The sequence below is a fragment of the Lacinutrix cladophorae genome, assembly GCF_053604645.1.
In genome coordinates, this window is the sequence record NZ_JBSHNR010000087.1 from 197,413 (window position 1) to 221,940 (window position 24,528).

Genomic DNA, 24,528 nt, shown 5'->3' on the forward strand with positions numbered 1-24,528 from the left:
AATTAATATAATGTGTCTATTGTTTTGAATGCTAAATAATAAAGTAAACTCAGGATTCCAGCAAAAACAAAAAAAACTCCTAAATTCTAAGAGGTTTTTTGTTGTAAATTAAGATAAATTATTTACTCATAATTATAAGTAGTAACTGTTTTATAGGTGTCTCCGTCAGATTCAATCATGTTTTCAATCTGCTCAACAATATTATCATTAGAGTCAAATTCATAATCAAATGTTACTGTTCTTGAAATATTTATATCGTAATCATAACGATAATAACTACTTATATAATTTTTACTTATTTGGTAAGTTTCTATGCCTAATCCAAATTGGGGGTCAAGTGCATAGTTGTTTTTCCATTCTGGTCCGTAGGTAAATAAATTATAATTGTAAAAATCTGAAGCTTCCATGTCTAAATATTCAAATGTTGCTTCTAGCAAAGTATTTTCGTTAGGATCTTTTATCTCAAATCTTGTTAAATTATTATTTATATATTCATAATGCTTTTCAGACATAATTTGTTCCTCATCATTTAATAGTTTGTTTTCAATAATAAGATTTTCAGGATTTAGTGTAATGTTTTCATTAGTAGTTTGAGTACTACTTAAAGTGAATAATACTTGTATATTAGAATTATCAGTATAAGTAATTTCTTTCTCTTGATTTGCGCTTGGATTGCTTGAGCTGGATATCGAGTTTTTCTGTATTAATCTTTTAGCGTTATCATAAGTGTATGTGTTTGTCCATTCTAAATTATTAGAAGCATCATACTTTAAGATGTTAGATACTAAATCATTCTCATAAAATAATTCTTCAAACCTTCCATAAGAGTGTTCGATTTTTATCAATTTGTTTTCTTCAAAACTGTAATTGGATGAATGTGAGAATGCATCATTAATATAGTAGTCTTTTTTTATAGAAGTTAAATTAATAGAGGTGTTAGAAGTGGTTGAGTTGTCATCGTCAGAATTACAAGAAACTAGTAAAAATGCAATAATTAAAATAAATAGAACGTTAAGTTTTTTCATGATGGATTGTTTTATAGTTGTTAAAATTTTAACAAAAAACATGCCGAAAACGTAATATTATTTATGAAACACAAGTAATCTACTTTTACTCTCTAACAATAACACCACCTTTCATTTCTTGAGCAGTAGGTTTTTCAAACCAGGATTCCATAAAATCAAAGTTTTCTTGTGATATTTCAAATTCAAAAGTATCTCCTTTTTCTGTGTTTCTTTTTAATACACGCTGTAATCGGGTTGCTTTATTAATATCTAAGAAATGGGTTTTAATTTCAAAACCATGTTTTGAAGCAAATTGTCTAAATTTTTCACGATGAGAAAATTTCGAAAGACCTAAATCTAGAATCGCATCGGTATTGGCATTTTCTAGTTGTATCACTAGATCTAGAATTAGTGTTTCTGCTCTTTCAATACGTTCTAAAAACCAATCTAATCCATCTTCGGGTTTCTTATCGGTAAGAAACAGGGTTTTGTTCCAGGTATCTATAGAAAAAAGGATTCCTTTGGTTTCTTTTTTTAATTGGTTGGAATAAGTGGTTTTCCCAGAACCTGTGTTTCCTAGTATTAAGTGAACCATTTTTTTAGATTTTAATTGTTTCTTTAAACATATAAAAATATAAAATTTCTTACTATTTGTTTTTTAATTGTAAAGGATTAGGCTTTCCAGAATACCTATGTTCCTTTTTTAATATCCAGAAATAAAAAATAACCAGCAGGTTAATTGATTGTAATTCAGTGTATTTATAGTTTATGACTTATAAATTGGTGATTTATCGAATAAATTACCAATAAAGTAAATTAGAAAATATATTTATTACTATTAAAAATAAGCTATTATGATAAAAAAATATTTTACTACGGTTAAAACAATGGCAATGGGTATTGTTTTTGTGTCTATGACCTATACTGTTCAGGCACAAGTTGGTATAGGTACAACTACCCCAGATGCGCAATTAGATGTTGTAGCACCTGCAGCAACAGCAAACGCTATAGAGGTTACACATAGTAATGGAATAAACGGTAGTTCTGCTGTTTGGGTAAAAAACTCAGGTACAGGATATGGTATTCATGCACAAAATTTAAATACGGCATCCAACGCTGCCGCTATGCGGGCTCAACAATTAGGTACGGGATTATCTGCTCACGGACTTTTAATTTATATGAGTAATACAACGGTAGGGGGAACAACAGGGCAATTTATTGATCAGCGAGGTTTAGGACTAGGGTCTTATATAAGTATGGGGAATGCAGGATCCAATAGTTCCGGTACCTATATTTCTCATGCAGGAAGTGGAGATGGGATGTCCATTTACCAAAATGGTACGGGAATGGGGATATATAATCAAGTAGCTGGAAATTATGGTATATATAATGTGCTTAATAGTAATACTCTAGGGACAATTAACTTAATGAATGCAGGAGGAACAGGGGAATATATAGATCTAGGCACAAATGATGGTACTGGTGTAGAGGTTATAGCAGTGGATAATGTGGTCACTCCTACTGCAGGAGGTGATGTTTATGCATTTAATGCCACTGTAAGAACAGCCACGGCAACGGGAGCCTTTGTTAACGGAGCCGTTTTAGCTGGCGTACAAAGCGGTATTGGTCATGGTGTGCTAGTAAATCACTCTGGAACCGATGGAAGAAATGCTGAGTTTAATATTAATAATACGGCCAATACCGATGCTGCCATTTTCTCCGTACATCAAGGTCAAGGGTCTGCAATTCTTGCTCAAAATCAAAATAATATTATTGTAGGAACTGTAAATGTAGGCGATTTTGCTTACACAGGAACAGATGTTACTGATCATGTTGGAGTATTTGGTTATTCCCAACCAGTAGCAGGTTGGGGTATTGGAGTGTTGGGTCAAGGAGGGTGGTATGGTTCATTTTCTTTAGGAGATTCTGGTGGTACAGGAGCAAAAACATTTATGATAGATCATCCAGAAGATCCAGCAAATAAAATATTAAAACATTTTTCTATTGAGTCTAATGAAGTATTAAATAAATATAGAGGAGTTGCTGTTTTTGATGCTACTGGTAAAGCAATTGTAAGCCTACCAGATTACTATGATAGTGTAAATAAAAATCCATCCTATCAATTAACCGCAATTGGAGCTGCTATGCCTAATTTGTTTATAGAAACAGAAATTACTAACAGACAATTTGTTGTTGCTGGCGGGGTGCCTAATAAAAAAGTATCCTGGGAAGTTACCGCAGAGCGAAATGATCCGTATTTACAGCAAAACCCGAATAAAAGAGAAACAGTAATTTTAAAAGAAGGTGAAAGAAGTGGTAAATATTTAACTCCAGAATTGTATAACCAACCAAAAGAAAAAGGAATGTTTTACAATAAAAATAGGGAAAAACAAACAGCTAGTAAAATGTTAGACAAAAGCAGTGAGAAAGTAGCATCGATTAGAGACTATATCCATGAGGAACCTATAATTGAAAAACCAAAAGCTACCGAAGAAGACCCTAATGAAACCCTAGAAAATAACCCAAAGAATTAAGAGGTATTTCATAGCTGTTATATTTTATAAGAAGTCACTTTATTAAAGGTATTATTTACTTTAATAAAGTGACTTCTTATTTTCAAAACCCGTGATGCAAGAAAGGTTTTGAGGAAACAACCTTTTTAATTCGAAAAATTGTTCTACTTTTTTAGGTATTAACAACAATACCATGTTGCATTTCTTCAGCAGTAGGTTTTGCAAACCAGCTTTCCATAAAATCAAAATCTGCTTGGCTTACTTCAAATTGGAAGGTGTCTCCTTTTTCAGAATTTCTTTGCAATACACGCTGTAATCTAGTTTCTTTCGGAATATCTAAAAAATGTAATTGTATCTCAAAACCATGAAGCTTGGCAAATTTTCTAAACTTTTCGCGATGTTTAAATTTAGAAAGCCCTAAACCTAAAATAACATCTGTATTAGCGTTTTCTAGTTGTATAATTAAATCTAGAATGAGGGTTTCTACTCTTTCTATTCGTTCTAAAAACCAATCTAATCTATCTTCAATTTTTTTATCTTTAAGAAATAGGGTTTTGTTCCAGGTATCTATAGAAAAAAGGATTCCTTTGGTTTCTTTTTTTTAATTGGTTGGCATAGGTTGTTTTGCCGGAGCCTTTGTTTCCTAGTATTAAGTGAACCATTTTTTTGTCATTTAAATTCTAAATATTACTTTAGTAAAATGATAGAAAATTTTCTACATTATATTTGGCGATATAAAAAGTTTGCACTTACTAACTTAAAAACTACAAACCAAGAACCAGTTTCTGTTTTACAAGTTGGTTCGTATAACCTTAATGCTGGACCTGATTTTTTTAATGCGCAAATTAAAATTGCAAATCAACTTTGGGCAGGTAATGTAGAAATACATGTAAATGCTAGTGATTGGTTTTTACATAACCACGAACAAGATAAAAACTACGATAATGTAATCTTACATGTGGTTTGGAAACACGATACAGAAATACACCGAAAAGACAATACCATTATACCAACTTTAGTGCTTAAAAATGTAGTAAATAAAAGCGCATTAGATGGTTACCAAAAGCTATTTAGTAAAAAGCAGAAGTGGATTAATTGCGAAAATGATTTTGTAACTGTAGATAAGTTTATCGTGCACAATTGGCTAGAGCGTTTATATTTGGAACGTTTAGAGCGAAAGTCTAAAGAAATTACACAATTATTAAAGAGTAGTAAAAACAATTGGGAAGCGGTACTTTTTAAAATGCTTGCTAAAAGTTTTGGTTTAAAAGTAAATGGAGATGCTTTTTTAAGTCTAGCAAATTCTATAGATTTTAATATTATTCAAAAACTACAAAGTAAGCATACTAGTTTAGAGGCTTTGCTTTTTGGTCAAAGTGATTTGTTAAATGAAGAAGTTCAAGATATATATTATTTAGAACTTCAAAAAGAATATCAATTTTTAAAACAAAAGTTTGGCTTGTCTAATCCATCTGTTACTCCATTACAGTTTTTTAGATTGCGACCACTAAATTTTCCAACCATTCGTTTGTCACAATTAGTTGGTGTCTATGCTTCAGAAAACCATTTATTCTCTAAAATTATAAGTGCTTCCGCTAAAGAAGAAATTTACAAATTGTTTCAGGTTAGTACTTCTGCGTATTGGGAAACACATTTTACCTTTGGGAAAAAGAGCAAATCTTCTAAAAAAAGAATCACAACTGCTTTTATCGACCTATTAATTATTAATACCATTGTACCGCTCAAATTTAGTTATGCAAAAAAACAAGGTAAAGCTGTAGATGAAGCTGTTATTACACTTATAAATGAAATAGTTTCCGAAAAAAATAGTATTGTAACTAAGTTTCAAGAGTTACAAGTAATTTCTAAATCGGCTATGCATAGCCAAGCATTACTGCAACTTAAAAACGAATATTGCGTTAAAAACAAATGTTTGCAATGTGCAATTGGTAATAGTTTATTGTCTGGCAATTAATATGTTCTTATTATGTCTTTGTAATTTGCATTTTTTATTTAAAAATTGATGTCAATTAACTAAATTGCAGTCATGAACATTTTTTATCGCATTCTCTTATATTTTCAAAAGCATGGGTATTACGTTTGCCAACGTATCGCCGATAGATTAGGTATGCGAGCAAAAGTGGTAAGAACTTCTTTTATTTATCTCACTTTTGTAACCGTTGGGTTTGGATTTGCCTTATACCTATTCTTAGCTTTTTGGATGAAAATAAAGGATATAATTTATACAAAACGAACATCCGTTTTCGATCTATAAGTATGATGAGCCCTTTTTTAAAATTTTTTAGAACTAGAATATATACAGCTATTACTTTGTTGGTAATATTACTGCTAATAGGAGTGTTAGGTTTTAAATTATTATCCCATTATTCTTGGATAGATTCCTTATACATGACGGTAATAACCATTACAACGGTTGGTTTTGGAGAAGTGCAACCACTAGATCCAATATCTAAAATGTTTACTATATTTTTAATATTAATAAGTATAATAATTGTTGGTTACGCTTTAACAGTAATTACAGAATATATTTTAAGCAAAAATAATTTGGAAGAATTAAAACAAAAAAAGATGCAAAAAACCATAGATGAACTTGCAAACCATATTATTATTTGTGGTTATGGAAGAAACGGAAAACAAGCAGCCAAAAAATTACTAGCTTACAATAAGCCATTTGTTGTTATTGAAAAAGATAAAGAAACGATAGATAAGTTTGAATGTGAAGAAATCCCTTTTATTTTAGGTAATGCAAATGAAGATGAAGTTTTATTGGATGCAGGAATTGATAGAGCAAATACATTAATCTCTGCATTGCCAAGTGATGCGGATAATTTATTTGTGGTTCTTTCGGCAAGACAAATGAATACAGGTTTACGAATAATTAGTAGAGCGTCGGAAGAAACATCATATAAAAAATTAAAGTTTGCGGGAGCAAATAATGTAATACTTCCAGATAGAATTGGTGGAGATCATATGGCATCTTTAGTGGTTGTTCCAGATTTAATAGAGTTTATAGATAACTTAGGTATTGTAGGGAATTCAAATATTAATGTGGAAGAGATTGTAGTAGAAAAATTATACGATACCAATGTAAGTATTAAAACGATACGAGATTTAGACTTGCGTAGAAAAACTGGTTGTAATGTAATAGGGTATAAAAATGGCGATGGCGAATATATTGTAAATCCAGAAGCAGATCAAAAACTAGAGGCTAATGCCAAGATAATTGTGCTTGGTAGGCCAGAGCAAATACAAGTGTTAAATACCGTTTACAACTTGCACTAGAGTTCTATTTTAACAGGATATGCTTTAAAAAACCGTTTTTTTTTAGCATATTGCTATCTTAATTTAAATTTAACTAACTAATATTATATCATGAAGAAATATCTTCTTACCATTTTTACATTCATTTTACCATTTATAAATTTTGCTCAAGATGCGCAAGAGGTTGGCATTGACCAGAAAATAGATCAAGTTTTTGGAGATGCTACAGGATGGTTTGTTAATTTTATTTTCTACCAGATTGATTTTGGAGGAAACGTTAAAGTCTTTTGGGTGTTATTTCCTTTAATATTAGGAGCTTTATATTTTACGTTTTACTTTAAGTTTATCAATTTTAGAGGGTTTATTACATCTGTAAATATTGTTAGAGGAAAATATGATGATTTAGATCATAGAGAAAACCATAAAGTAGAAATAGAGAAATCTAAATTTACAGACGAAGAAGATAATCCAGATACAATAAGAGTCGAAGGTCATGACGGAGAGGTAAGCCACTTTCAAGCTTTAACAGCAGCACTATCTGCTACTGTTGGTTTAGGTAATATTGCTGGAGTTGCAATTGCAGTTTCGGTTGGTGGAGCTGGAGCTACATTCTGGATGATTGTTGCAGGTTTTTTAGGAATGGCTTCTAAATTTGTAGAATGTACACTAGGTGTAAAATATAGAGATATTGCCGCAGATGGAACCGTTTACGGTGGACCAATGTACTACTTAACCAAAGGTTTAAAGGCAAAAGGACTTGGCTCTTTAGGAAAAGTATTAGCAGGGTTATTTGCTATTTTTGTAATTGGTGGTTCTTTTGGTGGAGGAAACATGTTTCAGGTAAATCAAGCTTTTCAATTAGTACAAAATATTACAGGAGGAAACGAATCTTTCTTATATGGTAAAGGATGGTTGTTTGGTATTGTAATGGCTGTACTAGTAGGTATCGTTATTATTGGTGGAATTAAGAAAATTGCCAAAGTAACCGATAAAATTGTACCATTTATGGTTGCTATATATGTTGCAGCTTCTTTGTTTGTAATTATTGCAAATTATTCTATGATTGGAGATGCATTTGGACAGATTTTTAGTGGTGCTTTTAGCCCAGAAGGTGTTGCTGGTGGAGCAATTGGTGTATTAGTACAAGGATTTAGACGTGCAGCTTTCTCTAATGAAGCTGGTGTAGGTTCGGCTTCTATTGCTCACTCTGCAGTAAAAACAAACTATGCTGCAAGTGAAGGTATGGTCGCTTTATTAGAGCCATTTATCGATACGGTTGTGGTTTGTACCATGACCGCTTTAGTATTAATTATTACAGGAAATGTAACTGCTGCAAATGCAGGATTAAACGATGCCCAGGCAATTTTATTAACTTCAGGAGCATTCGAATCTGCAATTTCATGGTTCCCATATGTATTAACCGTTGCAGTTGTTTTATTTGCATTTAGTACCATGATATCTTGGTCTTACTACGGTTTTCAAGGTTGGGCTTACCTTTTTGGAAGGTCTAAAAAAATGGAATATGCATATAAATTAATATTCTGTGTATTTGTAGTTATTGGTTCTGCTGCTAGTTTAGGATCTGTAATAGGTTTCTCTGATGCTATGATCTTTGCAATGATGGTTCCAAATATGATAGGACTTGTATTATTAGCACCAAGAGTACGTGAGGAATTAAAGAAATATACAGACGCTATTAAAAATAGAATTTCAGATAAATAAATATTTTTTGTAACTTCATCTTGCTAAAACTAACAAGATGAATATTTTAAAATCCCATTTCGTGTTTACTAAAAACCAACGAAATGGGATTTTTCTTTTGTTGGCAATTATTATTGCTTTACAATGTTTTATGTTTTTTAACGATTTTTCTTCCGAAGAAATTCCGGTAAACCAAAAACAATTAGCACTTTTTAAAAAAGAAATGGATTCTCTTCGTATTGTAGAAATAGAAAAACGTAAACCGAAGATTTATCCTTTCAACCCTAATTTTATAACCGATTATAAAGGGTACACTCTAGGAATGTCTAATGAAGAAATAAATAGATTACTACTATTTAGAAAACAAGATAAATGGGTAAACTCCGTGCTACAGTTTCAGCAAGTGACTAAAGTTTCCGATTCCCTTTTAAATATTATTTCACCTTTTTTTAAATTCCCAGAATGGGTTACGAACCCCAAACCAAAAAAATATTCAAATTATAAAACAACAAACTATTCCAATACACCAAAAACATTTCAGCAAAAAATTGATTTAAACACTGCAACAGCCAGTCAGTTGCAAAAAGTGAGAGGAATTGGAGAAGCTTTTTCTAATAGAATTATACAATATAGAAATAAGCAAAACGGATTTATTGCAGATGTACAGTTACAAGAAGTTTATGGCTTGCAACCAGAAGTGATTACACGTATTACAAATGAGTTTACTGTGAAAACTCCGAAAACAGTAAATAAAATTAATCTTAATACCGCTACAAGAGATCAGTTCGTTAATATACCTTATGTGGATTATGAAGTTGCACATCAAATTATAGAGCAAAGAACGTTGCGTGAAGGTTTTCAATCTATTGATGAATTAATAAAAGTAAAAGGCTTTCCAGTTAAAAAAATTGAGATAATTAAATTATATTTGACTCTTAATTAGAATATAATAAATCCATTAGGACTATGAGCAATATGTACTTCACAGAAGAGCATCAATTATTTAGACAAAGTTTACAAGATTTCTTGAAAAAAGAAGTGGTTCCACATATAAATAAATGGGAAGAAACTGGAACGGTTGAACGTTTTATTTGGAAGAAATTTGGTGAAATGGGCTTTTTTGGATTAGCTTATCCCGAAGCGTATGGCGGTCTAAATCTAGATTTATTCTATACGGTTATATTGTTAGAAGAATTACAAAAAATAAACTCTGGCGGTTTTGCAGCTAATATATGGGCGCATACTTATTTAGCAATGACACATGTTAATAAAGAAGGAAGCCACGAAATAAAAGAGAAATACTTAACAGCAAGTATTACTGGAGAAAAAATAGGATGTTTATGTATTACAGAGCCTTTTGGAGGGTCTGACGTTGCAGGAATGCGAACTACAGCAGTTAAAAAAGGAGATACTTATGTGTTAAATGGCTCTAAAACATTTATTACAAACGGAGTATATAGTGACTATCTCGTAGTTGCTGCTAAAACCACTCCCGATCTAGGAAATAAAGGAATTAGTATTTTTATAATGGATAGAGATACACCAGGAATATCTGCAACCAAATTAGATAAGTTAGGTTGGAGGGCAAGTGATACAGCAGAAATTGCTTTCGATAATGTTACCATTCCCGCTAGTAATTTAATGGGAGAAGAAGGAAAAGGGTTCCCGTACATTATGCAGCATTTTGCACTAGAAAGATTAATTATGGGAATTAATGCACATGCTAGAGCAGAGTACGCTTTAGAGTATGCTAGGCAATACATGAGCGAACGTACTGCCTTTGGTAAAACCATAGATAAATTTCAAGCACTTCGTCATAGTTTTGTTGACTTGTATGCAGATATGGATATGTGTAAAACCTATAACTACTCTGTAGCTTACAGACTTAATAAAGGAGAATACGTAGTAAAAGAAGCTACCATTTCGAAATTAAAATCTACCAAAATGGCAGATGAGGTTGCTTATCAATGTGTGCAGTTTTTAGGTGGTTATGGTTATATGGAAGAATATCCAATGGCACGACTTTTGCGTGATAGCAGATTAGGACCAATTGGTGGAGGAACAAGTGAAATACTTCGCGAAATAATTGCAAAAATGGTAATCGATAAAAAGGAATACAAACCTGCGGCAAAATAATACGATTAACATTTTCATGAAATTAGTATCTCTATTTTGTTAAAATGGTAATTCATTTGTTAGCATATAAAGCAACGCTAAAATAATTTTAGTAGTATTTTCAAAATTGCTACATTGTTTCTCGTTTAGAATCGAACTAACAATAGTATTTTATTTGTAATTAATACTATATGGAATTCTAAATCGTTAACTACACTAAACTGTCCTAGACTATTATTAAATATATACTATGCAATTTAAAAACACAAAACAATTAGCAGTTGTACTATTACTTTTTTTAGGATGTACAAGTTACGCGCAAACCGAACTTAAAAATACCGTTGTAGATACATTAGATTCTTTTCCTATTGCAAGCGCAAGTGTCTACATTAAAAACACCACTATTGGTACAGTAACAAATATCGATGGTAATTTTGTATTACAAGTGCCAAAAAAACATGAAAACGATACATTAATTATTTCGTCTATTGGATATTCTACCTACAAAACTCCTATTCAAGAATTTAATAAAGATGTTTTAATTTACTTATCAGAACAACAAGCTTCTTTAGACGAAGTGATACTAATTGCAGAGCCAAGACCTACCACAGGAAATGAGATTGTACTAAAAGCAATAAAAAAACTAGAACGTAATCTTCCAGACTCTTCCTATATTCAAAAAGGATTTTTAAGACATAAAGAACGAAACAAAAATGAATTTAAATGGCTAATAGAAAGTGCTATTTCTGTTTACGATTCGGGATATGCAGCAAGTAGTGCAGAGCACCTAAAAATTAATGTAGATCAAGTACGTAAAAGTTATGATCTTCGTGATGTAGATAGTTTATTTACATATGCTTCTTATAAAAACCAAAACACAAAAACAAAACTCAAAGCAAAAGATATTAGCCGAAGATCCGTTTCTACCCAACAATTACTAAAAGCTATTAAATGGAATGATACTAGAGTGAATGGTTTGCAAAACCTTTTTCAAGGAAAACTAAATGTACTGCGAAACGCAAATAATGCAAAAGCCTTATTTGGAGATAATATTTTAGATACACACCAATTTACTTTAGACACGATTCTGGTAGATAATGAACGTAAATTATATAAAATTAAAATTGCCGATTCGAAAGATTTTGTTGGTTTAGAGACAAAAGGTATTTTTAACGAAGGATATCATGCACAAGGTTGGTTATATATTTATTATGATAACTACGCATTCAAAAAAATAGAATATGAGTTAGTAGCTGCGTCACCTGCGCAAAAAGATAGAAGTAAAAGACTTTTTGATACCCAAACCAATCACAAATTAGTAATAACATATATGGAGTATAAAGATAAAATGTACCCAAACTATATTTATTACGAAACACCAAAGCTGGTAAATGTTGGTATGAAACCTTCTTTAAAAATATCTAAAGTAGAAGAAGCACGTTATAATAAAGAAGAACGCTACTACTACACAGTTCAAGAAATCTTGTTTTCCGAAATTATCTTAGATAAAGAAGTAATAGCCAAAGAACAACAAGAAACTTGGGATCCAGATATTTTTGCTTCCAAACCATATAATAAAGAGTTCTGGAAAAGCTATAATGTTTTATTAGAAAGTGAAGAAGATGAACAGCTTATTCTAGATCTTAGCAAAAGAGCATCTCTATATAAAGATTAATTATTTGGGCAAATACTCCTTCGCTAAATAAAGCAAACATCTTTATCCTTTGAAAGCAAGTAATATTCTAATTATTGATACTAGGCATCTACATGCTCCAAAGCTTCAGCGAAGAAGTACCACGCTTTCCACTATATCTTTTTATTTGTCATTCCTGTTTAGACAGGATTAACAAATAAAAAGGATGTCGTTACAATCGTTTTCGCATTTAAAGCAAGTTAATTTTATGATTTTATTAATTTTTAACGTATAAAATCAGTTATTTGTTAACACGAAAACGTTTTCGTTGTTAATTTCATTTTGGTAATAACTTGTAATCCTGTAGATTCAAAGTATTATTAACCACAAATCGTAGACAAAATGAAAAATTTTACAATTACATGCCTAGCATTTCTTTTCCTAATAGTTTGGAGCTGTAGCAATGAGGAAGCAGATTTTAACGATCAAACTGTTCAAATAGAAGAAAAAACAACACAGTCTACACAAAGAGCAGGTTTAAAATCTATTGGTTCTGGTGTTATGATGCAAGCTTTTTATTGGGATGTTCCAGCCGGAGGTACTTGGTGGAATACCATAAACACCAAAGTGGAAGATTGGAGTAATGCAGGAATAGACGCTATTTGGCTTCCGCCAGTATCTAAAGCACAAAACGGACCCTTTTCCATGGGATATGACCCTTTTGATTATTTTGATTTCGGAGAATACAACCAAATGGGAAGTGTTGAAACTCGTTTTGGGTCCAGAACAGAACTAACCAACATGATAGATAATGCACACCTTTATGGATTAAATGTAATTGCAGATATTGTAATCAATCATAATAGTGGTGGAGCTAGTGAGTATAATCCGTATACAGGTGGTAATACTTGGACCGATTTTAATCCGCTTTCAGGAAACTTCTATCGTTCTACTACAGATTTTCATGCAAATAATGTGCATTCTAATGATAGTGGTGCGTTTGGTGGGTTTCCAGATTTATGTCACCACCAAACTTATGTGCAAGATTGGTTATGGAAAAACAGCAATAGTGTCGCAAAATATTATAGAGATGTTATTGGTTTTGATGGTTGGCGCTTTGATTATGTTAAAGGTTTTGAACCATGGGTAGTTAAAGAATGGAAAAATGAAGTAGGTGGTTTTTCTGTTGGTGAATTATGGGATAGCAATGTTACACTATTAGACTCTTGGACAAATGATGCGGAGGCAAGTGCTTTCGATTTTGCTTGTTATTATAAAATGAAAGATGCATTTATGGGAAATAACTTAAATGCCCTAAATGATAACATGCTATGGAAACAAAATGCATCTAAAGCAGTGACTTTTGTAACCAATCACGATACAGATGAAATAATAAATAATAAAATTTTGGCCTATGCGTATATATTAACTCATGAAGGATATCCTACAATTTTTTATAAAGATTATGAAGAATGGTTAGATAAAGAAAGACTAAATAATTTAATATGGATTCACAATAATTTAGCTGGTGGATCTACTAATATCTTGCATGTAGATACAGATGAATATATAGCTAAAAGAAATGGTTATAATAATAATGGCATAGTTGTTTATATAAACAATTCTAATTCCTGGCAAGAAAGATGGGTAGAAACCAATTGGTCTAATACAGTAATTAAAGACTACACTGGACATTCAACTTGGGAGCCAACAACACAATCTGGAAAATGGGTTAAAATACAAGCACCACCTAAAAGCTATTCGGTTTGGTCTGTAAAATAAAAAGTAAGTAAAAGTTTTAAAATAGTAGTTTTTATTTTAATTTCCTTCCTATATTTGCAGCCTTAAAAAATCTAAAAGAGAGGAGGTTAATAACGATGTTAAGAATTCCAGTAAAAGAAGGAGAAAATATAGAAAGAGCATTAAAACGTTACAAACGTAAATTTGTTAAAACTACAGTTAAAAATCAACTGCAAGAGCGTAAGCAATATAATAAACCTTCTATAGAACGTAGAGCGCAAGTGCAAAAAGCACAATATGTGCAAGGTTTAAGAGATGCAGAAAACGTTTAAGCACTTTTAAAGAAAGCAATACAAAATCCTATTAGTAATACCTAATAGGATTTTTTTTGGTTTAAAAATTATTTCCAATAAAACTTTAGTACATTTAACTAATAACTAATAACTAATAACTAATAACTAGTAACTAAAGTAATGCCATTCAAATCTTTCATAGACTATCTTTTGTTAGAAAAAAACTATTCTAAGCTTACTGTAAAAGCATATGAAAAAGATTTATCTGATTTTTTAGAATTCAACACAGCTCAATTCGATCAAGATGGTATTGAAGACGCAAATTATTCACAAGTACGAAGTTGGATCGTTTCTATGGTCGAAAAAGAAATTTCCAATAGAAGTATCAATAGAAAAGTTTCAGCATTAAATACCTACTATAAGTTTCTTCTTAAAATTGGAGAAATAGAAATAAATCCGCTAGCAAAACATAAAGCTTTAAAAACGAGTAAGAAAATTCAAATACCATTTTCTGAAACAGAAATAGCTATAGTGTTAGACGAGTTAAACTTTCAAGAAGACTTTAAAGGCCTTAGAGATAAACTTATAATAGAGTTGTTTTACTCTACAGGAATTCGAAGAATTGAATTAGTAACGCTTAAAGTTCATGATGTAGATCTTTCAAATAATACCTTGAAAGTATTAGGAAAACGTAATAAAGAAAGATTTGTACCATTATTATCATCTGTAATTCGAACTATTAAAAAATATAAAGAAGTAAGAAATCAATTAGAAGTAATAAAAGATAAAGACTATTTGTTTTTAACACAAAAAGGAGTTAAAATTTATGAAACACTTGTTTACCGAATAATAAATGAGTATTTTAGTTTAGCATCTACTAAAGTAAAAAAGAGCCCGCATATATTAAGGCACTCATTTGCGACTCATTTACTAAATCAAGGTGCAGATTTAAATGCTGTTAAAGAATTGCTTGGTCATTCTAGTTTAGCTGCAACACAAATATATACACATAATAGTATTGCAGAGTTAAAAAAAGTATATCTAAACACACATCCAAGAAGTAAAAAAAAATAGCATAATTGTTTAACCTATAATAAATTAGAAGTATGAAAGTAAACACCCAATCCGTCAACTTCAATGCAGACCAAAAACTATTAGACTTTATTCAAAAACGAATGGATAAGCTAGATACTTTTTATGATAAAATAATTAAATCCGATGTTTTTTTAAAAGTAGAAAACACAAGCGATAAAGAAAATAAAATATTTGAAGCACGAGTAAGTGTTCCAGGAGATAGCTTTGTTGTAAAAAAGCAATGTAAGTCTTTTGAAGAAGGTGCAGATGTAGCAATTGCATCTCTAGAAAGACAGTTAAAAAAGCGAAAAGAAAAATTAAGATCATATTTATGAAAAAAATATTGAAAAAATGTTTTGAATAATTAAATAAATATATACATTTGCAGTCCGTTAGAAATAGCGGGCTTTTTTTATAGCTAAAAAGCCAATAAAAAAAAGCCGATGTAGCTCAGCTGGCTAGAGCAGCTGATTTGTAATCAGCAGGTCGTGGGTTCGAGTCCCTCCATCGGCTCAAGTTCTTTAATAGAGTGAAATATTTATAATTGGGGAGATACTCAAGCGGCCAACGAGGACAGACTGTAACTCTGTTGTTTTTAACTTCGCAGGTTCGAATCCTGCTCTCCCCACTTTTTTTAATTAATACCAAAAAAAATTAAAAACAAGTAAGATTGTAAATGTTTAGAATTTTAAATAATTGCGAGAGTAGCTCAGTTGGTAGAGCGTCAGCCTTCCAAGCTGAATGTCGCCGGTTCGAACCCGGTCTCTCGCTCTAATATTTAGCCGGTGTAGCTCAGGGGTAGAGCGTTTCCTTGGTAAGGAAGAGGTCACGGGTTCAATTCCCGTCATTGGCTCTTTTTTTAGAAATTAGTATAGAATAAATTGAACAATAATATAAATAAGATTAAAATAAATTAAACATGGCAAAGGCAACTTTCGATCGTTCAAAACCACACTTAAACATTGGTACTATTGGACACGTAGATCACGGTAAAACAACTTTAACTGCTGCTATTACTAAAGTATTAGCTGATGCAGGTTTTTCAGAAGCAAGATCATTTGATCAAATTGATAACGCACCTGAAGAAAAAGAAAGAGGTATAACAATTAATACTTCGCACGTAGAGTATCAAACTGAAAATCGTCACTATGCGCACGTTGACTGTCCAGGTCACGCCGATTATGTAAAAAACATGGTTACAGGTGCTGCACAGATGGATGGTGCTATTTTAGTTGTAGCTGCTACAGATGGTCCTATGCCACAAACTCGTGAGCATATCTTATTAGGTCGTCAAGTAGGTATTCCTCGTATCGTTGTTTTCTTAAACAAGGTAGATATGGTTGATGATGAAGAGCTTTTAGAGTTAGTTGATATGGAAGTTAGAGATTTATTAAGCTTCTATGAGTACGATGGTGATAATGGACCTGTTGTTTCTGGTTCTGCTTTAGGAGCACTTAACGGTGAACAAAAATGGGTAGATACAGTTTTAGAATTAATGCAACAAGTGGATGCTTGGATTGAAGAGCCAACTCGTGAAGTTGATAAAGATTTCTTAATGCCAATTGAAGATGTATTCTCAATTACAGGTCGTGGTACTGTTGCTACTGGTCGTATTGAAACTGGTATCGCTAATACAGGAGATCCTGTTGAGATTATTGGAATGGGAGCTGAAAAGTTAACATCTACAATTACAGGAATTGAAATGTTCCGTCAAATATTAGATAGAGGAGAAGCTGGAGATAACGCTGGTATCTTATTAAGAGGTATTGAAAAATCTCAAATCTCTAGAGGTATGGTAATTACTAAACCTGGTTCAGTAACACCTCACTCTAAATTTAAAGCAGAGGTTTATATTCTTAAAAAAGAAGAAGGTGGACGTCACACTCCATTCCATAACAATTACCGTCCACAGTTCTACGTTCGTACAACGGATGTAACAGGAAACATTGCGCTTCCTGATGGAGTTGAAATGGTAATGCCTGGAGATAACTTAACGATTACTGTTGAGTTAATTCAACCAATTGCAATGAATGTTGGTCTTCGTTTCGCTATTCGTGAAGGAGGAAGAACAGTAGGAGCTGGTCAGGTTACTGAGATTTTAGACTAATTAAAAGTTTATAAATAATAAGTAAAGGTGTTCTGTTTTGGCAGAACGCCTTCACTTATATTTACGGGTTTAGCTCAGTTGGTAGAGCACTGGTCTCCAAAACCAGGTGTCGGGAGTTCGAGTCTCTCAACCCGTGCAAATACAAATATTATAATGGCAGGAATTGTAAATTATATAAAAGAATCATTTGGAGAATTAAAAAACAATGTGAGCTGGCCTACATGGGCAGAAACACAAAGTTTAACTATTCTTGTAGCTGTGTTTTCTATTATTTTCTCATTAGCAATTTGGGGAGTAGATACAGTTTTTAGTAAAGTTATTGGGTATTATTTTAATTTAATAAACGGATAATTTTAAGTTTTATGTCTGAAGGAATTCAAAAAAAATGGTACGTTGTTAGAGCTGTAAGTGGTCAGGAAAACAAAATTAAAGCATACATCGAGAATGAAATAGCTCGACTAGGTTTGCAAGATTATGTAGATCAAGTATTAGTTCCTACCGAAAAAGTAATTCAAATACGTAATGGTAAGAAGATAAGTAAAGAAAAGGTTTACTTCCCTGGTTACATTATGGTTCAGGCTAATTTAAGTGGAGAGATTCCTCATATAATAAAATCAGTAACTAATGTTATTGGATTTTTAGGGGAAACAAAAGGAGGAGAGCCTGTACCTTTAAGACAATCTGAAGTAAATAGAATGTTAGGTAAGGTTGATGAACTGGAAGTAGATACAGATGTTAATGTTGCTATACCTTTCACCATAGGAGAAACAGTGAAAGTTATAGATGGTCCATTTAATGGATTTGATGGAAGTATTGAAAAGATAAATGAAGAAAAACGTAAACTAGAAGTAATGGTTAAGATTTTTGGAAGAAAAACACCATTAGAACTTAGTTATATGCAAGTAGAAAAAGTATAATAATTGTTACATAAAGATAGATGTTTCTTTTGCTTCCAATAAAAGTAAACATCGACTAAATTATTTAAAATGGCAAAAGAGTTAGACAAAGTAGTTAAGTTACAAGTAAGGGGAGGTGCAGCGAATCCGTCGCCACCGGTTGGACCCGCTCTAGGAGCTGCTGGGGTTAATATCATGGAGTTCTGTAAGCAATTTAATGCTAGAACACAAGATAAACCAGGTAAAGTATTACCTGTGGCAATTTCTGTTTACAAAGACAAATCATTTGAGTTTGTAATCAAAACACCACCAGCTGCAGTACAATTATTAGAAGCGGCAAAAATCAAGAAGGGTTCTGGAGAACCAAACCGAAAAAAAGTAGCTAAAGTTTCGTGGGATCAAGTGAAAACTATCGCAGAAGACAAAATGGTAGATTTAAATGCATTTACAATTGAATCTGCAATGAAGATGGTAGCTGGAACCGCAAGGTCTATGGGTATAACCGTGACTGGAAACGCGCCAAATTAATCTATAAAAGAAATTTAAAATGGCAAGATTAACAAAAAAGAAAAAAGAAGCTTTAGCAAAAATAGAAAAAGGTAAAATTTATTCTATTACAGAAGCTTCTGCATTAATTAAAGAAATATCGAATGCAAAATTCGACGCATCTGTAGATTTAGCAGTTCGTTTAGGAGTTGATCCTAGAAAAGCTAACCAAATGGTAAGAGGTGTAGTATCTCTTCCTCATGGTACAGGTAAAGACGTAAAAGTTTTAGCATTAGTAACTCCAGATAAAGAAGCAGAAGCTAAAGAAGCTGGAGCAGATTACGTTGGTTTAGATGAGTACCTTGACAAAATCAAGAGTGGTTGGACAGACGTAGACGTTATTATTACTATGCCTAGTGTTATGGGTAAATTAGGTCCTTTAGGACGTGTGTTAGGTCCTCGTGGTTTAATGCCAAACCCTAAAACTGGTACCGTAACAATGGATATTGCAAAAGCCGTTACAGAAGTAAAAGCTGGTAAAATCGACTTTAAAGTGGATAAAACTGGTATTGTACACGCTGCAATTGGAAAAGCATCTTTTAGTGCTGATAAAATTGAAGGTAATGCAAATGAATTATTACAAACATTAATGAAACTTAAACCAACTGCATCAAAAGGAGTTTATGTAAAAAGCATATTTATGTCTTCTACAATGAGCCCTAGTATTGCAGTAGATCCAAAAATAGGTTAATTAGTTAAAAACTTTTATTATGACAAGAGAAGAAAAATCACAAGTAATTAAAGACTTAACTGCACAATTAGCTGATAATGCAAATATCTATTTAGCAGATATTTCTGGATTAAATGCAGTTGCAACTTCAAATTTACGTCGTGCTTGTTTTAAAGCAAACGTGCAATTAGCTGTTGTTAAGAACACATTACTTGAAAAAGCAATGGAAGCATCAGATAGAGAATTTGGTGAGCTTCCTACAGTTTTAAAAGGAAATACATCAGTGATGTATTCTGAAACTGGAAATGCTCCAGCTAAAGTTATTAAGGCTTTTAGAAAAAAATCAGAAAAGCCTTTATTAAAAGGTGCTTTTATTGAGGAAGCTATTTACATTGGCGATGAGCAATTAGATATGTTAGTAGACATCAAGTCGAAAGAAGAATTAATTGGAGATATCATTGGATTATTACAATCTCCAGCTAAAAACGTTATTTCAGCGCTTCAATCGAGTGGAGGAAAACTTTCAGGTATCTTAAAAACATTATCTCAAAAAGAGGGATAATTTAAAAAGTACGCACTTTTACAATTATATATTATTTACAAAATTATTAAAACGATAGAAAAATGGCAGATTTAAAAGATTTCGCAGAACAATTAGTTAACTTAACAGTAAAAGAAGTTAATGAATTAGCAACTATATTAAAAGACGAGTATGGTATCGAGCCTGCTGCTGCAGCTGTAGCTGTTGCTGCTGGACCTGCTGCAGGTGGAGACGCTGCAGAAGCTCAAACTGAATTCGACGTAATATTAAAAGCTGCTGGTGGTTCTAAATTAGCAGTTGTAAAACTTGTTAAAGAATTAACTGGTTTAGGTTTAAAAGAAGCTAAAGGTTTAGTTGATGATGCACCAAGTGCAATCAAAGAAGGTGTTTCTAAAGATGAAGCTGAAGGCTTAAAATCTTCTTTAGAAGAAGCTGGAGCAGAGGTTGAGCTTAAGTAAGCTTAACAAGCAAACAACATAAAGGTTTAGGTCTAGAACATGTGTTCTAAGACCTAGACCATTTTGCGTATATAAATATGACGTATACGCTTTATATTTTTTTTAATCAAAATTCCGTCCATTGATGTTAGCAAAACAAGCTGAAAGATTAAATTTCTCATCTATTATCAATAGAACTGAATATCCAGATTTTATGGATATTCAAATAAAATCCTTTCAGGATTTTTTCCAGTTAGAAACAAAATCTGAAGAAAGAGGAGATGAAGGCCTATACAATACCTTTCTAGAAAATTTCCCAATAACAGACACTCGTAATCAATTTGTATTAGAATTTTTAGATTACTTTATTGATCCACCTAGATATTCTATTGAAGAATGTATCGAAAGAGGACTTACATATAGTGTTCCATTAAAAGCAAGGTTAAAGTTATACTGTACAGACCCTGAACATGAGGATTTCGAGACCATTGTTCAAGATGTGTACTTAGGTACAATACCTTACATGACACCTTCTGGTACTTTTTGTATCAACGGTGCAGAACGCGTTGTAGTTTCTCAATTACATCGTTCACCAGGTGTGTTCTTTGGGCAATCATTCCACGCTAATGGTACTAAATTATACTCTGCAAGAGTAATACCATTTAAAGGTTCTTGGATAGAGTTCGCTACAGATATAAACTCTGTAATGTATGCGTACATTGATAGAAAGAAAAAATTACCTGTAACCACTTTATTTAGAGCAATAGGTTTTGAACGTGATAAAGATATTCTTGAAATTTTTGATTTAGCGGAAGAAGTTAAAGTATCAAAATCAGGGCTTAAAAAAATCTTAGGACGTAAACTTGCTGCACGTGTACTTAATACATGGCATGAAGACTTTGTAGATGAAGACACTGGTGAGGTAGTATCTATCGAACGTAATGAAATCGTCTTAGATCGTGATACTGTTTTAGATAAAGATAATATTGAAGAAATCCTTGAAGCAAATGTAAAAACAATTCTTTTACATAAAGAAAGTGCTGAACAAGGTGATTACGCAATTATTCATAACACACTTCAAAAAGATCCTACTAACTCTGAAAAAGAAGCAGTAGAACATATTTATAGACAACTACGTAATGCCGAGCCGCCAGATGAAGAAACTGCACGTGGAATTATAGATAAATTATTCTTTAGTGACCAACGTTACTCTTTAGGAGAAGTAGGTCGTTACAGAATGAACAAAAAATTACAGTTAGATATTGGCATGGATAAGCAAGTGCTTACCAAAGAAGATATCATAACTATTATAAAATATTTAATCGAGCTTATTAACTCTAAAGCAGAGATTGATGATATTGACCACTTATCTAACCGTCGTGTACGTACAGTAGGTGAACAATTATCATCTCAGTTTGGTGTTGGTTTAGCACGTATGGCAAGAACGATTCGTGAACGTATGAACGTTCGTGATAATGAGGTGTTTACACCTATTGACTTAATTAATGCAAAGACATTATCTTCTGTAATTAATTCTTTCTTTGGTACGAACCAATTATCTCAATTTATGGATCAAACCAATCCGCTTGCAGAGATTACGCATAAGCGTCGTCTTTCCGCATTAGGACCTGGAGGTCTATCTCGTGAAAGAGCTGGTTTTGAGGTACGTGATGTTCACTATACTCACTACGGAAGACTTTGTCCTATTGAAACTCCTGAGGGACCAAATATTGGACTTATTTCTTCACTTTCGGTATTTGCTAAAGTGAATTCTATGGGATTCATTGAAACCCCTTATAGAAAGGTAACAGATGGTGTTGTAGATATTAAAAGCAATCCAACTTATCTTAGTGCAGAAGAAGAAGAAGATAAATTAATTGCTCAAGCAACTGTAGAAGTTGACGATAATGGAAAGATTTTACATGATAAGGTAATTGCTAGAATGGAAGGTGACTTCCCTGTAATTGACCCTAAAGAATTACATTATACAGATGTAGCTCCTAATCAAATATCTTCTATTTCTGCTTCATTAATTCCTTTCTTAGAGCATGATGATGCAAATAGAGCCTTAATGGGATCTAACATGATGCGTCAGGCTGTACCATTATTACGTCCGCAAGCTCCTATTGTAGGAACTGGTTTAGAACGTCAAGTGGCTTCAGATTCTCGTGTACTTATCAATGCAGAAAGAGATGGAGTTGTTCAATATGTAGATTCATTAGAAATTACAATAAAATACGATCGTACAGAAGATGAAGCTAAAGTAAGCTTTGATTCAGATACGGTAACATATCCTTTAACCAAGTTTAGAAAAACAAATCAAGGTACAAGTATTAACTTGAAACCGATTGTTGTTAAAGGAGATAAAGTTAAAAAAGGACAAGTTTTATCTGAAGGATATGCAACTCAAAAAGGAGAGCTAGCCTTAGGTAGAAACATGAAAGTAGCCTTTATGCCTTGGAAAGGGTATAACTTTGAGGATGCTATCGTGATTTCTGAAAAAGTAGTACGTGAAGATATCTTTACATCCATTCATATAGATGAGTACTCTTTAGACGTTAGAGATACAAAATTAGGTAATGAAGAATTAACTAACGACATTCCTAATGTTTCTGAAGAAGCTACTAAAGATCTAGATGAAAACGGAATGATTCGAATTGGAGCAGAAGTAAAACCTGGTGATATCCTTATCGGAAAAATTACACCAAAAGGGGAATCTGATCCAACTCCGGAAGAAAAACTATTACGTGCAATCTTTGGTGACAAAGCAGGAGATGTAAAAGATGCATCTTTAAAAGCATCACCTTCTTTACATGGTGTTGTAATTAACAAGAAGTTATTTGCAAGAGCTGTAAAAGATAAACGTAAACGTGCACAAGACAAAGAAGATATAGCGCAATTAGAAGCTTTATATTATACTAAGTTTGACGATTTACAAAGTGTTTTAGTAGATAAATTATTTACACTTGTAAATGGAAAAACTGCGCAAGGTATATTTAATGATTTAGGTGAAGAAGTACTTCCAAAAGGAAAGAAATTTACACTTAAAATGTTAAATGCTGTAGATGATTATACACACTTAACTTCAGGTACTTGGACAACAGATGACAAGACCAATAAGTTAGTTGCAGATTTAATTCATAATTACAAAATTAAAGAAAACGATTTACAAGGTTCTTTAAGACGTGAAAAATTTACTATCTCTGTAGGAGATGAATTACCAGCTGGTATTATCAAATTAGCAAAAGTTTATATTGCTAAAAAACGTAAGCTTAAAGTTGGAGATAAAATGGCAGGACGACATGGTAACAAAGGTATTGTTGCTCGTATTGTACGTCAAGAAGATATGCCATTCTTAGAAGACGGAACTCCTGTGGATATTGTATTAAATCCACTTGGTGTACCTTCTCGTATGAATATTGGTCAGATTTACGAAACTGTTTTAGGTTGGGCTGGACAAAAATTAAACCGTACATATGCTACGCCAATTTTTGATGGAGCAACACTAGACCAAATTAATGGATTTACAGATGAAGCTGGAATCCCAAGATTTGGACACACATATTTATATGATGGTGGTACAGGAGACCGTTTTGATCAACCAGCAACAGTTGGAGTTATCTATATGTTAAAATTAGGACATATGGTTGACGATAAAATGCACGCTCGTTCTATAGGACCATACTCACTTATTACACAACAACCTCTTGGTGGTAAAGCACAATTTGGTGGACAACGTTTTGGTGAAATGGAAGTTTGGGCACTAGAAGCATATGGAGCATCTGCAACATTACGAGAAATATTGACAGTTAAATCTGATGATGTAATTGGTAGAGCTAAAACATACGAAAGTATCGTGAAAGGAGAACCAATGCCAGATCCAGGATTACCAGAATCATTCAATGTATTAATGCATGAATTAAAAGGTTTAGGATTAGACATTAGATTAGAGGAGTAAAAAAAATAGTAATCAGTT

Annotated in this window: 23 protein-coding genes and 5 tRNA genes; 25 read left to right on the forward strand and 3 right to left on the reverse strand. The window is 32.4% G+C overall.

Going from position 1 to position 24,528, the window contains the following annotated elements:
• Positions 1–122: 122 nt before the first annotated feature.
• Both ACVC3Y_RS05660 and ACVC3Y_RS05665 read right to left on the reverse strand, forming a co-directional pair.
• Positions 123–1,025: a hypothetical protein gene (locus ACVC3Y_RS05660; protein ID WP_452226340.1), complete on the reverse strand. Its 903-nt coding sequence runs from the start codon at positions 1,023–1,025 to the stop codon at positions 123–125.
• An 85-nt stretch (positions 1,026–1,110) separates the two neighbouring features.
• Positions 1,111–1,599: an AAA family ATPase gene (locus ACVC3Y_RS05665; protein WP_452226341.1), complete on the reverse strand. Its 489-nt coding sequence runs from the start codon at positions 1,597–1,599 to the stop codon at positions 1,111–1,113.
• 259 nt (positions 1,600–1,858) lie between these two features.
• Here ACVC3Y_RS05665 and ACVC3Y_RS05670 point away from each other — a divergent pair, with 259 nt between their 5' ends.
• The gene (locus ACVC3Y_RS05670; protein WP_452226342.1) at positions 1,859–3,538 is read left to right on the forward strand and encodes a hypothetical protein; all 1,680 of its coding nucleotides are present in this window, start codon (positions 1,859–1,861) and stop codon (positions 3,536–3,538) included.
• A gap of 151 nt (positions 3,539–3,689) precedes the next feature.
• Here ACVC3Y_RS05670 and ACVC3Y_RS05675 read toward each other — a convergent pair whose 3' ends face one another.
• Positions 3,690–4,100: an AAA family ATPase gene (locus tag ACVC3Y_RS05675; protein WP_452226351.1), complete on the reverse strand. Its 411-nt coding sequence runs from the start codon at positions 4,098–4,100 to the stop codon at positions 3,690–3,692.
• 117 nt (positions 4,101–4,217) lie between these two features.
• Between ACVC3Y_RS05675 and ACVC3Y_RS05680 the strand changes: the two genes are divergently transcribed.
• The 24 genes from ACVC3Y_RS05680 to rpoB all read left to right on the forward strand — a co-directional run bounded on the left by ACVC3Y_RS05680 (position 4,218) and on the right by rpoB (position 24,510).
• Positions 4,218–5,492 (forward strand): DUF2851 family protein, encoded by a 1,275-nt coding sequence (locus ACVC3Y_RS05680; protein ID WP_452226343.1) that lies wholly within the window; start codon positions 4,218–4,220, stop codon positions 5,490–5,492.
• A 72-nt stretch (positions 5,493–5,564) separates the two neighbouring features.
• A complete protein-coding gene (locus ACVC3Y_RS05685) occupies positions 5,565–5,792 on the forward strand; it encodes a PspC domain-containing protein (RefSeq protein WP_452226344.1) in 228 nt (75 codons plus the stop codon).
• A 2-nt stretch (positions 5,793–5,794) separates the two neighbouring features.
• The gene (locus ACVC3Y_RS05690; protein WP_303426226.1) at positions 5,795–6,820 is read left to right on the forward strand and encodes a potassium channel family protein; all 1,026 of its coding nucleotides are present in this window, start codon (positions 5,795–5,797) and stop codon (positions 6,818–6,820) included.
• A gap of 90 nt (positions 6,821–6,910) precedes the next feature.
• Positions 6,911–8,521 carry an alanine/glycine:cation symporter family protein gene (locus ACVC3Y_RS05695; RefSeq protein WP_452226345.1) on the forward strand — a complete coding sequence of 537 codons (1,611 nt, stop codon included), beginning with the start codon at positions 6,911–6,913 and terminating at the stop codon, positions 8,519–8,521.
• 37 nt (positions 8,522–8,558) lie between these two features.
• The gene (locus tag ACVC3Y_RS05700) at positions 8,559–9,443 is read left to right on the forward strand and encodes a ComEA family DNA-binding protein (RefSeq protein WP_452226346.1); all 885 of its coding nucleotides are present in this window, start codon (positions 8,559–8,561) and stop codon (positions 9,441–9,443) included.
• Between the two features lie 23 nt (positions 9,444–9,466).
• Positions 9,467–10,636 carry an acyl-CoA dehydrogenase family protein gene (locus tag ACVC3Y_RS05705; protein WP_303426229.1) on the forward strand — a complete coding sequence of 390 codons (1,170 nt, stop codon included), beginning with the start codon at positions 9,467–9,469 and terminating at the stop codon, positions 10,634–10,636.
• Between the two features lie 229 nt (positions 10,637–10,865).
• Complete coding sequence (locus ACVC3Y_RS05710; RefSeq protein WP_452226347.1) at positions 10,866–12,290, forward strand: carboxypeptidase-like regulatory domain-containing protein; 1,425 nt, start codon at positions 10,866–10,868, stop codon at positions 12,288–12,290.
• Between the two features lie 360 nt (positions 12,291–12,650).
• Positions 12,651–14,030, forward strand: coding sequence for an alpha-amylase (locus ACVC3Y_RS05715; RefSeq protein WP_303426233.1), 1,380 nt, complete (start codon positions 12,651–12,653; stop codon positions 14,028–14,030).
• Positions 14,031–14,125: 95 nt separating this feature from the next.
• The gene (gene rpsU / locus ACVC3Y_RS05720) at positions 14,126–14,320 is read left to right on the forward strand and encodes a 30S ribosomal protein S21 (protein WP_303426234.1); all 195 of its coding nucleotides are present in this window, start codon (positions 14,126–14,128) and stop codon (positions 14,318–14,320) included.
• Between the two features lie 141 nt (positions 14,321–14,461).
• Positions 14,462–15,355, forward strand: a complete 894-nt coding sequence (locus tag ACVC3Y_RS05725) for a tyrosine-type recombinase/integrase (protein ID WP_303426235.1) — start codon at positions 14,462–14,464, stop codon at positions 15,353–15,355.
• A gap of 32 nt (positions 15,356–15,387) precedes the next feature.
• The gene (hpf, locus tag ACVC3Y_RS05730; RefSeq protein WP_303426236.1) at positions 15,388–15,690 is read left to right on the forward strand and encodes a ribosome hibernation-promoting factor, HPF/YfiA family; all 303 of its coding nucleotides are present in this window, start codon (positions 15,388–15,390) and stop codon (positions 15,688–15,690) included.
• Between the two features lie 104 nt (positions 15,691–15,794).
• Positions 15,795–15,868: transfer RNA gene (locus tag ACVC3Y_RS05735), tRNA-Thr, on the forward strand.
• Positions 15,869–15,901: 33 nt separating this feature from the next.
• Positions 15,902–15,983, forward strand: a tRNA-Tyr gene (locus ACVC3Y_RS05740).
• Positions 15,984–16,053: 70 nt separating this feature from the next.
• Positions 16,054–16,126: transfer RNA gene (locus ACVC3Y_RS05745), tRNA-Gly, on the forward strand.
• Between the two features lie 10 nt (positions 16,127–16,136).
• Positions 16,137–16,208 (forward strand) — tRNA-Thr (locus tag ACVC3Y_RS05750).
• 66 nt (positions 16,209–16,274) lie between these two features.
• A complete protein-coding gene (gene tuf / locus ACVC3Y_RS05755) occupies positions 16,275–17,462 on the forward strand; it encodes an elongation factor Tu (protein ID WP_452226348.1) in 1,188 nt (395 codons plus the stop codon).
• Between the two features lie 63 nt (positions 17,463–17,525).
• Positions 17,526–17,598 (forward strand) — tRNA-Trp (locus ACVC3Y_RS05760).
• A 17-nt stretch (positions 17,599–17,615) separates the two neighbouring features.
• Positions 17,616–17,813 (forward strand): preprotein translocase subunit SecE, encoded by a 198-nt coding sequence (gene secE / locus ACVC3Y_RS05765; RefSeq protein WP_303426238.1) that lies wholly within the window; start codon positions 17,616–17,618, stop codon positions 17,811–17,813.
• Between the two features lie 11 nt (positions 17,814–17,824).
• Positions 17,825–18,379: a transcription termination/antitermination protein NusG gene (gene nusG / locus ACVC3Y_RS05770; RefSeq protein WP_303426240.1), complete on the forward strand. Its 555-nt coding sequence runs from the start codon at positions 17,825–17,827 to the stop codon at positions 18,377–18,379.
• 69 nt (positions 18,380–18,448) lie between these two features.
• Positions 18,449–18,886: a 50S ribosomal protein L11 gene (gene rplK / locus ACVC3Y_RS05775; protein WP_215967225.1), complete on the forward strand. Its 438-nt coding sequence runs from the start codon at positions 18,449–18,451 to the stop codon at positions 18,884–18,886.
• 19 nt (positions 18,887–18,905) lie between these two features.
• Positions 18,906–19,595: a 50S ribosomal protein L1 gene (gene rplA / locus ACVC3Y_RS05780; protein ID WP_452226349.1), complete on the forward strand. Its 690-nt coding sequence runs from the start codon at positions 18,906–18,908 to the stop codon at positions 19,593–19,595.
• A gap of 19 nt (positions 19,596–19,614) precedes the next feature.
• The gene (gene rplJ, locus ACVC3Y_RS05785; protein ID WP_303426244.1) at positions 19,615–20,136 is read left to right on the forward strand and encodes a 50S ribosomal protein L10; all 522 of its coding nucleotides are present in this window, start codon (positions 19,615–19,617) and stop codon (positions 20,134–20,136) included.
• Positions 20,137–20,198: 62 nt separating this feature from the next.
• On the forward strand, positions 20,199–20,573 hold the full coding sequence (gene rplL / locus ACVC3Y_RS05790; protein ID WP_303426245.1) for a 50S ribosomal protein L7/L12: 375 nt from the start codon (positions 20,199–20,201) through the stop codon (positions 20,571–20,573).
• 124 nt (positions 20,574–20,697) lie between these two features.
• Positions 20,698–24,510, forward strand: coding sequence for a DNA-directed RNA polymerase subunit beta (gene rpoB / locus ACVC3Y_RS05795; RefSeq protein ID WP_303426246.1), 3,813 nt, complete (start codon positions 20,698–20,700; stop codon positions 24,508–24,510).
• Positions 24,511–24,528: the final 18 nt, after the last annotated feature.